Below are 13,128 nucleotides of genomic sequence, written 5' to 3' on the forward strand. Positions count from 1 at the left end.
GTGCTACAAATGTTTAATGTTTGATCTTGCAACGGTATATGTTATGCTCAGAGACAGCCGCAAACTTGCAGCAGCGTGCAAATATGCCGAGATTGCGGTAAGAGAGGCTGAAAATGCAAAGAGCGCTGGCACGTTTGGCGTAGGCGGGCTTTTGATAGGAAATGACGGTAAGATATACAAAATAATTAGAAACACGGTAATCCAGGGCAACTCTGTTCACGACCCGACGGCACATGTTGAGAGACAGCTGGTAGACTGGTACTTTTCAAAAAAGAGAGAGAAGAAAACAAAAAACTTGCTTCTTCCGCCTGCAAATAAGACGACTATAATCACGTCTCTGGATCCGTGCATGATGTGCTCTGGCGCTATCCTTGCCGGTGGATTTAACGTAATCCATATCTCCCAAGACAGCCAGACGGGTACAAGCTGCAGGGGAGTTGGAGATTTTTCAACCCTGCCAGATGGCCTTGAGCAAAGGGCCAGAGAAACGTTTTCTGCTTTTGGAGTGGTCGGGAACAGGCTGTTCAACGGGCCTCCTGATTCGATATTTTCAGGCGACGAAATCGACAGCAAGCTAGATCGGCGATCGGTGCGCGCCTTTTCTTCCAGCTTGAAAAAGATCAAGGGAATAATTAACAATCACCACGGGCAGTCGCCAGACAAACTAACAGACCCCAAGACCCTTGCCAGATCATCGCGCATTTTCAGGCTGCTGAAAAAGTACAACTCAAAAGTGTTTTCTGATGGATACCTCGTTGATTTTGACAAGCCCGGAATAAACCTTGGACAGATTCTAGTGGAAAAGGCAAAAGAATCGCATGAAAAATCAGGTGTCTTTAATTCTGCCTGCCTGATAGATCCTTTTGGAAATGTGCTCCTCTCAGAGGCCGGTGCCGAAGATGCGTCTCCCATACGGGCGCCCTTCTTGGAGCTGGTGCGCAAATATCATCGCCTGCTGCTTGAAGCAGGAGCTGAGGGCAGCAAGCACCTCGCGCATCTGAAATATTGCAAGACAGTGACCATGCTTGGGCCGGGGCGGGATCCAAAGAGCCTAATGGAGGTAGGATGCTTTGGCTCGTGTATAGAGGGAAAATTGCCAAAAGGCGAGCAGATGCAGTACGTCATTCCGCAACAAGGGCAGGACGACCTGCAAAATATGCTGAACAACCTGCCTCCACTTTATTCAGACGTTATGCGACTAAAAGATGCCATCCATCAAGTAAAAGACGTACAACTCCAGCAATTCTGCACAAGCAAGGCTACATTATTTGCGAGCGGACGTACCTGATTGCTTTTGTCACTGCTATTGCAGACACCCCAGCGGCTGCCACTACAAACACAGCAGTGCTCAACGGCAGCAGCGCCGGCAACGCAACTAGCGTAATCGCAAGAACTGTTGTCGCCGCTCCTATAATGATAGCCAGTGGTTTGTAGCCAACTCTTTTTGCAGCCATGCCTGCCGGCCACAAGTAGACGGCACCGATGAGCGAGCTTGCAGTTGCGCCGGCCAGAATCGCGCCGGCCTCACCCTCAACTGCAGAATATGCCCGCTCTGACACCATGAGTATGCCAAACAGCGGGTATAGCCCTGCTTTTACCGTTGCCTGAAGCCATGGCTGCTCCCTCTCATAGTCTGCAACCTGTGGGCTGAAAGAATAGTAGATAGAGTTGAACGTGTTCATGAAAGCTGACCCTGACACAGTTGACAGGATGTAGTGGTCGCGGAAGTTGCGCAAGTATTGTACCTGTGGTGTGAGCTCTGAGCCAAACGCTGCAGTTGCGATAAGGCAGCCGGAAGGCTGTTGTGGCGGCTGTGGAGTTGGGCTGCTTCCCTGAAGCACGACTAGGTCTATGCTGGCGCTTTCGCGCTGACCGTTGATGTTCCTTGCAGACAGAGTCACCGTCCCTGGATTTGAAAACGTATAGTCGTACGCATATGTCCCAAAGTCCTCTGCTAGGTGCTGCCTGTGGATCTCTCGCCCGTTCTGCGTCAGAACGAAATCAAACGACGATCCCCTGATGACTTCGCCAGTCGCCGGGTCCTGAATGTTCATGACAAACGTTATAGGGGTTCCAGTTTCGATCAGGTCCGGGCCCCACGAAAGCTGGAAGAGGAACTTTTCTCCCGGCAGCGACATTATGTCAAGCGGGAATTTTGGCTTCTCTGCTGGCTTGAGGGAAAAGGCAGCGACATCAGTGTCCTCCACTCTTTCCGCAAAGCGAGTCAGCATTGCATTGTTGACCACAAAGTGGACTATGCGGTTCTGTTCCGAGCTATAGTCGTCTATGACAACCGCTTGTGCCTCAAGCTCCATACCATTCAATGTCCCGCGGTAACTGTTAGTCCTGAGCTCTTCGATCGTTTTTGGGAACTGGACTTCCATGTGGAGCACCGGCACCTGCGAGACATAGTCCTCATTCCACGTAAACGGCATTTCAAACGAGATCGTGCCATTGGAATAGTTGAAATTGTTGACATCGTCATAGTAGGTCTTGACAACCATCTGGTTGTTGCCTTGCACGTCGTATGTGTACGTCCTGCCGACGCTGACATAAAGATCGAATTTTCGGTCAGACTGCACGGCAATGCCGGGACTGCTGCTCTCGATGGTTACTGCAATGTGGTAAAGGCCGCCTGCTGAAAGGATCTTGCTCTTCAGTTCGATAGGATTGCTCTTACTCACTTTGATCCGATCAGTTGGGGACGGGCTGTTGTTGCCGTTTATTTCCCAGCCGTCGATCTCGCCATCAGGGATCAGGTTAGCCGCCACGACGCCATCGGACGACCTGAAGTGCTGATCAAGGACGATCTCGTCCCGCAGTTCTACAACGATGTGAAAATCGACGCCGGGTATGGTGGAATCAAGCTTGGTATCGTCAAGCGCCCTGATTACAAATGTTGGATTGGTGCCAGCAACCTGATCTATAAAACTCGGATTTATCGTCGCTTCAACAGAAACCTGCTTGTCAGATATTGTGGCCGGGAGTGACTTGTCGGTTCCAAGGCCGTGACCGTATGCAGGAAAAGGGATGAAAGGAACGATAGCAGCAAGCAAGAGCAATAGCAGCACAAGCGAAGCAGGGTAGCGCTTCACGCTGTATACTGAGTGCATATACTTAAAATAAAGATTTGCTCCGAGTCATCTTCTTCTCAGAGCGTTGAATCTGGTTGCTGCAATGATGCCGGCTATTGCAGGGATTATCAGCAGCATCGGCAGCGGGAACTCAGGGATCACTTGCAGGTTGAAGGCAGTTTGTAGGTTGGGGTGCACTTCACTATGCACAATGACTTCTACATCGGCAAACAGCTCCTTGTTGTTTATCGCCTGAATCAGGTGATCAAGGCCGGCTTCAAGGTCTGCGACTGCCTGTGTCGCGTTGGCCGGCGCCATATTCTTTACCTGCTCGTTGAACAGGACTTGGGTTCTTGCAGCTAACCCTTGGGAGGTCTGGTAGTGCACGACGTTCACTATGGCGTCATTTCCTTCACCCATGGACATGCTTCCTCCTGCCTCTTCTCTCGTGCCATGCGTCATGTTATTATCTTCTGTTGTTGTGGTTTCTGTCATGTTGTCAGACTCTTCTTCATCATGGCCGTGCCCTCCTCCGCCTTCTTCTGTCTCCATTCCATAGGCTGCGCCATAGTGTTCCAGCACGGCATCGGCCATGTTTGCAACGACGAGCGCCCACACCGTTGAGTTGCTCAACTGCTCGTTGCTAATGCGCACCGTGATTGTCTCAGCCAGCAAGTTGTTGATTTCCTGTATATCTGCTTGGACCTGCTCTGTCGTGCTGTTTCCAATTGAATCGTGCAGCTCTTCTAGAGCGGCCGGCAAGGCTGTCCCGAGCCTCTTATTTCTCTCTGATATCTCTTTTATAGTGTGTTCGTCAAGGTGCTTGTGAGCATGCTCGGCATGCTGTTCAGCCAGCGTGACATTTGAAACAAAGTTGCTCTGCACCAGCCCAAGCTCGACTCTTATCGATTCGATAAGTGCAAGGAACGATGCGCTCTCGTCCCCGGAAAATTCATGTGCAAAAGCCTGTTGACCCGGAACAGCATAAATGGCACCCATACAAATTATGCCTGTCAGTACCAACGCGTAAGCTTGCCTATTTTTCATCCAAGCACGATATAGTATGCATCGTTAATTAGGTTTTTAGTACAAGCGCCGAATGATAACCTCTAGAGCTTTTTCTTGGAATGCAGGTATATCGCAATGCCGGCGATTGCCACCGCGGCAGGCGTGACGTAGAACAGCATCAGTTCGTCAAACGGGATCAGGCCGACAGTGATGTCAAAGCTGGCTTCAAGCGGGCTTGACTGGTACTTTTCGTCGCCTATTATCCGAGTCTGCAGGGTCACTGTGTACCTGCCGTTTTCCCGAAAACTATAAGGAATCGTGATGTCGCTAAACTCGTACAGCTTGTACGGCACCTGATCAACAACCCTGCCTGACTGGTCGGTTATCATCACTGCAGCGTAGATGTTGTAAATGTTGGCGTTGTTCTCAAGGACGCTAAAGTTCAGCGTAGAATTGTCGCCTGCGGTAGGGTTTGAAGGGTTTGGGGCAAACACCACCTGGTACCTGTCGACGTTCTTGGTGTCGCCGAAAAAGTGCCCGTACGCCAAGCCTGCTTGCGTGGTAGCGGCAGCAGCTACCAGTGCAATAAAGAGGAAAGGTCGGATCATGTCTCTATGGCTTTATCCTGCTGCTGGCCTTCCTCTTTCTTTTCATGAAAATTACCGTTCCAGCTATTGCAGCAACGGCAACCCCTGTAGAAGGCGCCACAATGTAGTAGACGTAATCAAACGGGCCTGCCACGTTGACAAAGAACGTGAAGGTCAAGATCTCGCCGCTATAGCTATGGTCGTTGAGGTCGACGTAAAGGACGTACCTTCCGGCTTCTGCAAACGTGTATTCGTAGGTGTAATGGCCGTAGGGCACGATTATAGGGTTGGTCCTCTGAAGCTCCGCTCCGTCCTTGGCCAGCCTTATCGTTATCGAGACGTCGACCAGATCGTCGCCGTTGACCCCTGCGATTCTTATCAAGACGTTTGCAGGGCTGCCGGCCACTGGGCTTGCCGGCTCTGTAGTCATTTCAACATCATAGTTGCCTATCCTCTGCCGATAGGCGTTCTGAAGCGGGTCCGCGAACGCCTTCGCACTAGAAGAAAAGGTCAGCAGTGCCATAGTGACAAAGAAGGCAATAATCATCAGGGCTGAAAGCTTCATCAACTTTGGTCTTGTCTTGCTTGGTAAATCCGGCTTATAGTTCTTCTACCATCTCGGCATAGTTGTCAACGACCTTGTCGGTAAAGCTCGCCCTGTACTTTGATAGCACCTCGGCTACAAGCTCTTTATCTGCAAGCCTGTAGAGTTGGTATTCTCCGTACCTCACCGAGATTATGCCAGCCTCCTTCAGCCGCTTCAGGTGCGCTGACACGGTAGAAGGGGCCTTTTTCGTGTGATCAACTATTTCGTTGAAGGTGCAGAGGTCGTGATTCAGTATGAAAAGCACGATCTGCCTTATCGGCTCGTGCCTGACAAATTTCAATATGGTAGACTCGTCCTCTGAAACGCTGACTGGGTAGTATCTTGTCATCCTTGATTGCCTGTCGACCTTGACAACGTCTGCCTTTTCAAGCGCTGCCAAATGGTATGTCAGGACTCCGTTGGCAAGGCCTGTCATGCGGAGCAGTTCCCTGTAGCGAATGCCTGGGTTTTCTTCAATGTGCTTGAGAAGCATCGTCCTCGTGCCTTCTTCTACTACTTCTTCGACTGCCTGCTCCTCAATCATATCTCTCACTTGTTCACCCTCAGCACTCCTAGGCCAAACATGGCCAGCATTGCAAGAATAATAACATGGGGCAGCTCGATGCCAAGCGTCGAAAAGTCAAATACGCTCACAATCGCAGTGGCGTCCAGCAGGTACAGGAATTCTACCAGCGCCAGAGCCATAAAGCCAAGCATCATGAACAGCAGCCTTGGTCCTGTGCTTCTCCCGTACGCAATGACCGACACTATGCTGAGAAAGACTGCAATCGTCAGGCTGGCGATATGGAGCATGATATGGTAAATCATTGAAGGGTGGGTCATGTGGGGCATGATAATAGGCGCGACAATGCCAATAACAAGCGCCGTGATTAGCCCAAGCAGTATAGGCTTGCTTACCGATTCCTGTACAGGCTCGCCTCGACTGCCCTTTTGCATCCATATAATTATGGTCAGGTACCACTAATAAGCCAACTGGTACACCGGGCGAAATAATATATCTTGTATATATATGCGCTAGCGCGTCTCCTCAAGCCGAAGGGCAGACTGGGTGTTGCGCTTGAGGTCTATTGCGCTCTTGGTGTATGCCAGCGCGCTTATGACTATGCCCGCAGCAATGGCTGGTCCTACTACGTCAGTGAAGGAAAATGGAAGCTGGGGTATTATTCCACCGGTCGTTGTTGATCCATTCTGCTCTCCGCTGCCTGGTGGGGCGGTCGACGGCCTAGCCGTTATAGTAATGCTGCCAAGGGCTGAGCCGCGCTGCGCCGCAAACCAGATCCTACCATCGTTGTCAGCCGTTATCCACTGGATTTGAGAGCCTGTGATTGGTATTCTGGCCTCTGTCCCTTCGCCCGTCCTTGGGTCTATGACACCGACCCTGTCTATCGTGTGCTCTGCAAACCACAGGTTGCCGTAGCTGTCCATCGCCATACCAAATGGAAGGCCCTCTTCATTGACGGAAGGATACTCACGGAAAGTGCCAAGCAGCGAGTTGAACACTGTTATCGTGTGGCCCCCGTGCTCTGCGATGTAAATGTCAAAGCCTTCTGGATCTGGGAATAACGCGGTCGGCTCGTCAAGCGTCTGGAGCTTGCTGTTTGGCGCATACTCGGTAATGTTGCCAGTAGCATGGTCTACCTTGGCAATGCGTCCTGCAGTTGCCTCTGCAAACCAAATGTTGCCCGAATTGTCAACAACAATCCCGCGCGGGTCTGCCTCCTGCGTCGGCACATCATACAACGAGAACTCTTCATTTACAGGATCAAACTTGGCTATTTTGTTAGCCAGACCTCCTACCGTGATCCACAGGTTGCCGCTTCCGTCTATTGCAATACCAGACGGAGTACCGGCTTCTGGCATGATAAACCGCCTGTTAGAGTTGTCTTCGGGGTTGTAGACGCCAAGCGCGCCCCTGTTTGATCCGTCACTTGAGCCGCCGCCAAGAGGATCAATGTACCAAATCCTGCCGTCAGGAGCAAGCAAGACATTCGTTACCAGGACCGCACCGTCTATGTTGTGCACTGTATAGTTGCCTGTTGTAATGTCCATCTGCCATATCCTGCCGCTCCCTGGTATCGAGTCTCCAACCCATATCGACTGCCTTGCCGCATCAAAGACAGGGTAGAGCGGCAGGCTATTCTCTGGAGTCTTGTACTGGTCTACCTTGAACTGTAGGTTCGACACCTGTGGCTTGACATTTGCGTCAAGGGAAGCGAGCATATTGCCTCCCTGCGTGTTCACGCCCTCGATCTCGATCTGCCAGTTCCCCGGCAGGCTGAACGCCGCGTCGGCCAAAAACACATTGTTGCTGCCTGCTTGCTTTCTGGTTTCAATCGGTATCGGGCCGATGCCCCTGTCAACCTGTGTCAGCTTTATCGTAGCAGACTCTATTCCTGTGGCGCTGCTGCCGTCCTGGTTAAGGAAGGATATCTTGAAGCTGTTCTGCCCGACTGCAAAGGGCGTTATTGCAAGCTGTATCTTGCCATTGTCAGTGTACAGCGTCCTAACAAAGTCGACCTTGGACTCCTTTGCAAATGCGGCCTGGCTTCCGTCTGCTGCCTGCTGCTGGCGCGCATATGCCGGGAACTGGCCTGCAGGCAGGGATCCGTTGGCCATGAAGGATACCGCCAGCAAGAGCGCGATTCCGACTGCAGCCTCTGCTTTGAGCGTCCTGCCATAGCGCCTGAGGCCCGTGTCCTGCACGCTCGATCTGCCTCTGCCGCCGACCATCACCGCCACCGCCCTCTTTTGTATTACAAACTGGGAGTATGCGCCCATGCCGACCATCACGCCTGCAAGGCCAAGCTTGACTGCCAGTATCTGGCCGTAGACCGAAGCAATGGTGAGCGAAAGGTCGCTTTCAAGCGTGAACAGCAGGACCGGCCCGGTTATTACCGCTATGCCAAGAAGCGTCGCCACCACTGTCGAAAAGCGGGGAATCAGGAGCGAAAGCGCGGTTGCCTTGACTCTCTCATCGGCAATAGCAAGGATCTTGGGGACTGCCGCAAAGCCAAGCAGTATCAGGCCGCCTATCCATATTGAAGCGGCGGCATTGTGGAAAAAGTCAAGTATTATCGAATGGATCTGGTTCGTTGCTGCCGCGTGGGCTATCAGGCTTGAAGTGGCCATAACGGCAAGCCCTAGGATTAGTATTGCGTACATCTCTGCCCTGCTTGGGCTGGAGCTGTTCTTTGCGGCCTTGCGATACACTGCAAACACGATGCCCATGAGGATGGACGACTGGAGCATCCTTGCAACCCACACATTGCCAAACTTTGTCAAGATCGCCTCTGGGATGCCTGAACCGATCGAAATCGCCTGCACTACTATCATGGCTGCGCCGGAAACAAGGACGAGGGCTACTCCGATTATCATGATACGCATCATGCTCCTGTCTATTGAAACGCGCGTCTGCGACAGCGTGCTTGAAAGCCACGGCACTCTTGCAAGCGGCTTCCAAAGCCAGAGGGCGCCAAACGCCGCGCCGACTACCATTACCTGCCCGACCATCCCGGGGAACCTTGATGCGGAATAGCCCGGAGCCAGTACGTCCTGCTGCTGTTCACCTACCTGTCCTCCACCCTGCTGTGGCATGGTGCCTATGCCAAAGACAAAAGTGCCGGGGACGACGTGCCCGTCAATTGCAGAAAGCACTGATGTACTTACCGTGTATTCGCCGTCGGGCAGATCGGGCTTGAGCGTTACTCCTATTGAGGCGGTGTCGCCATCTACGTGGTGGGGATCGTTGTTGTCGACTCTGCTGCCGTCTGGCCCTATCACGGATATCTTGCTGTAGCTGAGCTCTATCGGCTCGCTAAAGAACACATTGACTTCTCTGGGCGGCGACCGCACACCTTCAAACGCCTTTGGCGAAGAATCTGTGGTGACAGGGTGGGCAAACGACTGTTGCTGAAGAATGCCAGATGCAAGCATCATCAGCAGGACGGCGAATGCCGCGAAAAGGCCGAAAATCCGGCGTTTGCCCAGCACGTGAAAAATATGCCGTGCACCATATTTGACTCTTGCTTGTTTTGTGGTACAAAACCCGAAATACGCCTAAAGATTATAAGCATTGTAAAGACAATTTCTATTTGATGGGAAAAGTCATCGTTCTCCTGCCTCTTGCCTTCCTCCTTGTTATGCTTGCTGCTTTCAATTTCATCCCTGCACTTGCACATACCGAAATAGCGCGCGGGGACGTGCAGGTTGTGGTGGGTTGGGGGAACGAGCCTCCGCTCGTAGGTCAGCTCAACACCATAGTGCTAGAGGTGACAAGGATATCGGACGGCCAGCCCATTACAAACGCGCTTGCTCAAGCTGACATCAGCCTTACAAAGGGCACCACCGCCAAGCAGCTGAACTTCCGGCCGCAAGAGGAGCCGGGCGTTTATGCTGCTGAAATACTGCCTACCCAGACGGGCCAGTTTTCACTGGTATTGGGAGGCACGATTGGGGGGCAGGCTTTTGATGACATTGCCAAGGTCGAAGACGTCGGGGATACAAGCCTGATAGAGTTCCCGCAGGCCAGCGGGGATGGCATTTCTCAGGAAGCAATAAGGCAGCTTCAGGCTGTGATAGACGACCTTACCACGCAGGTAGAAGAGGCCAACGTTGCAGCAAGCGAGGCCAAGGCCGCCGCAGATTCCGCAGCAGAGCTCAGCAGCACAGTGAACAGCGCCTACCTGCTTGGAATGATCGGGATAGGAGTCGGCGTCGCCGGCATCGTCATTGGAGTCGCTGCTCTTCGCAGGGAAAAAGTTTAGAAGAGCTTGCGGTAACGCGCAAGCGCAACAGTGGTTGCAGTCATGACCGCAGCAGCTATGACGCCCGCAGCTCCGACCGGGAATTCTGGCGTCACGGTGACAGGGAACGTGGCAGTCTCGACGTTCATTGGCACAAAGTTGATGCCAGCTACCGATACCTCGATCTCATATTCTCCGTTGGCTGGGAACTTGAAAGGCTGTGATGATGTTTGGGGTATTGTCACAACTCCTTCTGCAGTATGGAGCAACGGCTGACCTGGTGGTACGGCATTGAATATTTCTTGGCCGCCTTGCTTTATTACAAAGCCATAGTCAATATGTACCTGTATCGTGTCTGTGCCTGGCCTCAAGAAGCTTACCTTGAATCTAGCCTGGCCATCTTCGCTCCATTGTGGCTCTACAAGTACGTCAAGCGAGTTGCCGCTCATGGGCCTTCTCATTCCTTCCTGAGCATAAGCAACAGCCGCCGGAATGCTGACAATAGTAGTAGCTGCCAGCAACAGTGCAATGAAGAACAATATGTTGTTGCTTGCCATTGCTATTAATTAGTCGGTTGACTAAATAAATTCTTACTATTATTGTTGCGCCTTGCGATAACCGCCACAACTATGCCAAATGCGACAATTAGCGCAAGCACACCTGCCGGGAACTCTGGCGTCACCTGTATTGGTATTTCCACCCACTCGCCCAACCCATCAATATCATCTATCATTATCGTGTATGATCCGGGCTCGTCAAATGTAAACTCTTGACGGGTTGCAGTCTGGTCGCTCCGCAGTACTTCGCGGTCGCCGCCCTTGTAGATCGAGATATCGTATGTCATGTCTTCGATCTCCTCGCCAGTCTCCGGCTCGATAAAGCGTATGTCAAACGCGTTGGCGCTGCCGATGTCATCCGGCGTCCACATTATTTCGACTGTGAATGTGCCCTGATCGCTTGCAGCCTCTAGCACGATCTGCTCTTTAGCCGCTGCTGCCTGATTATTGCAGGCTAGAAGAAGACTCGCCAGCAGCAGTAATACAAAGGCCAGAATAACGTTATGCAAACGACTTGGTATCAAGCGCGCGCCAGATAATAATCTATTGAGTTGTATCTCTATTTGGTTGATGGTGCAGCCTTGGTAATGGGCGAATAATAATAAAAAGAAAGAAGAAAGGAAGGGAAGGCCTTTAGGCTCTTCCAAAGAACGCTGTGCCGTTTCTTGCGAATCTAGTGTAGCCTGTGATTCCTGCGATTGTTGCTGCCAGTATTGCTGCAATGACCGGGAATTCAGGAACTACAAAACCAGCTTGGATTGTGACAGTGCTTTCCCCTTCTGGTACCTCAAACGAGATCGTGGTCGATGTGTCATTCTGGCTTACTATCGTTGCTGGTTCTCCATTCACCATGGTAATATCGCGAATCATGTTCTTTGGCAGCGTCAGTTCTACTGCTCCTGAGCCCTCAAATTCGATCTCTACCGATTGGCCTGGGTTGATTGTTGCTGCTGTTGCTGTTGCGGCTCCAGTGCCGGTTATTGGATATTCAGTGCCATCCGCTGTTGCAGTGACTGAAAATGGTGTTGTTGTTCCGCCATTGCCTCCGTTACCGCCTCCGGCTGACACTACCACTGTGCCTACCATGTTTGGATGGAGCGCGCAAAAGTATGGGAACTCGCCTGCTTCAGTGAACGTGTGGCTGAATGTACCTTGTGGAACCAGCAGCGGGTTAAAGTTTGGAGAAGAGTCAAATGCTTTGCCCTTGTTTGGATCGTTCACCCCAGTGCCCGATGTGACTGTGTGTGCCGTAGAGTCCCTGTTGGTCCATGTTACGGTATCGCCAACGTTGATGTTTAGCGGGTTTGGCGAGTAGGCATCGGTCGTCTTGCTTGACGAGGCCGTTGTCACATCTGCAGCTATTTCAGCTGCAAAGGCTGGCGCCAGTGTCGATATTGGTGCTAGTACTGCAGCAAGGACTGCTGCAAGCCCGACAGCGACTGCAATTTTAGAGTCCATTGGCTATGGACAATATTTTAAGCCATAAAATGGTTTTGGTTGACAGAACACCCGCTACATAGGATTCTAAGCTAACAATCCTACGTTTAAGGCAGGTTTTTAAGAATGCAATTTTTACAGCTTTTCCGTGCGTATAGTCTCGTTCCTCCCAAGCGCCACCGAAACGCTGTACCAGCTGGGTGCCGGCGGCCAGATAGTGGGCGTGACACACGAGTGTAAGTTCCCTGCCCAAGCAAGGAAAAAGCCAAAGGTGATACGGCCCTCGTTTGACCCGGAGCACATGACGGGCCGGCAGATCGATAGCAAGATAGTTGAGCTGATGCGCTCAGGCAAGGACATCTATATAGTTGACGACAAGGTCCTAAAAAAGGCAAGCCCTGACCTGATAGTCGCGCAGGGGCTGTGCGAAGTCTGCTCGCCATTTACCAAAGAGATCAGCAGGGCCGTAAGCGTCCTTGGGGGCCGGCCTGACGTTCTGGTGCTTGACCCGCATGACCTTGACGACATACTTGTCAGCATAATGGATGTTGCAGAAAAGGTGGGCCGGGTCAGGGAAGGCAGAAGGCTCGTCGCGTCGCTGCAAAAGCGAATCGACGTGGTGCGGAACATGAAGATAATAACAAAGAGCAGGCCGCGGGTGCTCTGCATAGAGTGGCTCGACCCGCTTTTCACCGCAGGCCACTGGGTGCCTCAGATGGTCGAGTACGCCGGCGGCATAAATGGCATCAGCGTCGCCGGCGAGCCATCACGTAGAATGGAGATCGATGAAGCGGTGCAGTTCAATCCGGACATTATTGTGCTGATGCCTTGCGGCTTTGAAATTCCACGCACGCTCAAGGAGCTGCCTGCCCTTGCGCGCAATGAAAAGTGGAAGTCGCTTCGGGCAGTCAAGAGCAATAACGTCTATGCTGTCAACGCAAACGCGTATTTCAGCAAGCCCGGACCGCGGACCGTGGTAGGGCTTGAGATTCTGGCAAAAATCCTGCATCCTGAGGCTTCGCGGCACATCCGGGTCCCGAAAGGTTCGTACCTGAAGATATCATGAAAAACTGCTGGCCAAAGATGAGGCATAGCAAGCGTGTGTGAAAAAACCTA

General features: G+C 52.0%; 13 protein-coding genes. 3 read left to right on the top strand and 10 right to left on the bottom strand.

Going from position 1 to position 13,128, the window contains the following annotated elements:
- Nucleotides 1-43 precede the first annotated feature (43 nt).
- Nucleotides 44-1,288 carry a cytidine/deoxycytidylate deaminase family protein gene (locus NGAR_RS01280; protein ID WP_187147611.1) on the top strand — a complete coding sequence of 415 codons (1,245 nt, stop codon included), beginning with the start codon at nt 44-46 and terminating at the stop codon, nt 1,286-1,288.
- On the opposite strand, the gene NGAR_RS17005 is transcribed toward NGAR_RS01280, so the two are convergent.
- The 7 genes from NGAR_RS17005 to NGAR_RS01315 all read right to left on the bottom strand — a co-directional run bounded on the left by NGAR_RS17005 (nt 1,260) and on the right by NGAR_RS01315 (nt 9,212).
- Nucleotides 1,260-3,095, bottom strand: a complete 1,836-nt coding sequence (locus tag NGAR_RS17005) for a CFI-box-CTERM domain-containing protein (protein WP_015017799.1) — start codon at nt 3,093-3,095, stop codon at nt 1,260-1,262. The genes NGAR_RS01280 and NGAR_RS17005 overlap by 29 nt on opposite strands.
- 45 nt (nt 3,096-3,140) lie before the next feature.
- On the bottom strand, nt 3,141-4,073 hold the full coding sequence (locus NGAR_RS01290; RefSeq protein WP_148680796.1) for a hypothetical protein: 933 nt from the start codon (nt 4,071-4,073) through the stop codon (nt 3,141-3,143).
- A 110-nt stretch (nt 4,074-4,183) separates the two neighbouring features.
- On the bottom strand, nt 4,184-4,690 hold the full coding sequence (locus NGAR_RS01295) for a hypothetical protein (RefSeq protein WP_015017801.1): 507 nt from the start codon (nt 4,688-4,690) through the stop codon (nt 4,184-4,186).
- 4 nt (nt 4,691-4,694) lie between these two features.
- Complete coding sequence (locus tag NGAR_RS01300) at nt 4,695-5,234, bottom strand: hypothetical protein (protein WP_015017802.1); 540 nt, start codon at nt 5,232-5,234, stop codon at nt 4,695-4,697.
- Nucleotides 5,235-5,268: 34 nt separating this feature from the next.
- On the bottom strand, nt 5,269-5,799 hold the full coding sequence (locus NGAR_RS01305) for a winged helix-turn-helix transcriptional regulator (RefSeq protein ID WP_015017803.1): 531 nt from the start codon (nt 5,797-5,799) through the stop codon (nt 5,269-5,271).
- 5 nt (nt 5,800-5,804) lie between these two features.
- On the bottom strand, nt 5,805-6,212 hold the full coding sequence (locus NGAR_RS01310; protein WP_015017804.1) for a hypothetical protein: 408 nt from the start codon (nt 6,210-6,212) through the stop codon (nt 5,805-5,807).
- Nucleotides 6,213-6,290: 78 nt separating this feature from the next.
- On the bottom strand, nt 6,291-9,212 hold the full coding sequence (locus tag NGAR_RS01315; RefSeq protein ID WP_015017805.1) for a copper resistance CopC/CopD family protein: 2,922 nt from the start codon (nt 9,210-9,212) through the stop codon (nt 6,291-6,293).
- A gap of 158 nt (nt 9,213-9,370) precedes the next feature.
- Between NGAR_RS01315 and NGAR_RS01320 the strand changes: the two genes are divergently transcribed.
- The gene (locus tag NGAR_RS01320) at nt 9,371-10,039 is read left to right on the top strand and encodes a hypothetical protein (protein WP_148680797.1); all 669 of its coding nucleotides are present in this window, start codon (nt 9,371-9,373) and stop codon (nt 10,037-10,039) included.
- On the opposite strand, the gene NGAR_RS01325 is transcribed toward NGAR_RS01320, so the two are convergent.
- The 3 genes from NGAR_RS01325 to NGAR_RS01335 form a co-directional block, all read right to left on the bottom strand.
- Nucleotides 10,036-10,575, bottom strand: a complete 540-nt coding sequence (locus NGAR_RS01325; protein WP_015017808.1) for a hypothetical protein — start codon at nt 10,573-10,575, stop codon at nt 10,036-10,038. The two genes, NGAR_RS01320 and NGAR_RS01325, sit on opposite strands and share 4 nt — an antisense overlap.
- 5 nt (nt 10,576-10,580) lie before the next feature.
- Complete coding sequence (locus tag NGAR_RS01330; RefSeq protein ID WP_015017809.1) at nt 10,581-11,084, bottom strand: hypothetical protein; 504 nt, start codon at nt 11,082-11,084, stop codon at nt 10,581-10,583.
- A gap of 124 nt (nt 11,085-11,208) precedes the next feature.
- The gene (locus tag NGAR_RS01335) at nt 11,209-12,033 is read right to left on the bottom strand and encodes a cupredoxin domain-containing protein (protein WP_015017810.1); all 825 of its coding nucleotides are present in this window, start codon (nt 12,031-12,033) and stop codon (nt 11,209-11,211) included.
- Between the two features lie 127 nt (nt 12,034-12,160).
- Between NGAR_RS01335 and NGAR_RS01340 the strand changes: the two genes are divergently transcribed.
- Nucleotides 12,161-13,078 (top strand): cobalamin-binding protein, encoded by a 918-nt coding sequence (locus tag NGAR_RS01340; protein ID WP_015017811.1) that lies wholly within the window; start codon nt 12,161-12,163, stop codon nt 13,076-13,078.
- Nucleotides 13,079-13,128 lie beyond the last annotated feature (50 nt).

Source organism: Candidatus Nitrososphaera gargensis Ga9.2 (assembly GCF_000303155.1).
GTDB classification, from domain to species: Archaea; Thermoproteota; Nitrososphaeria; order Nitrososphaerales; family Nitrososphaeraceae; genus Nitrososphaera; species Nitrososphaera gargensis.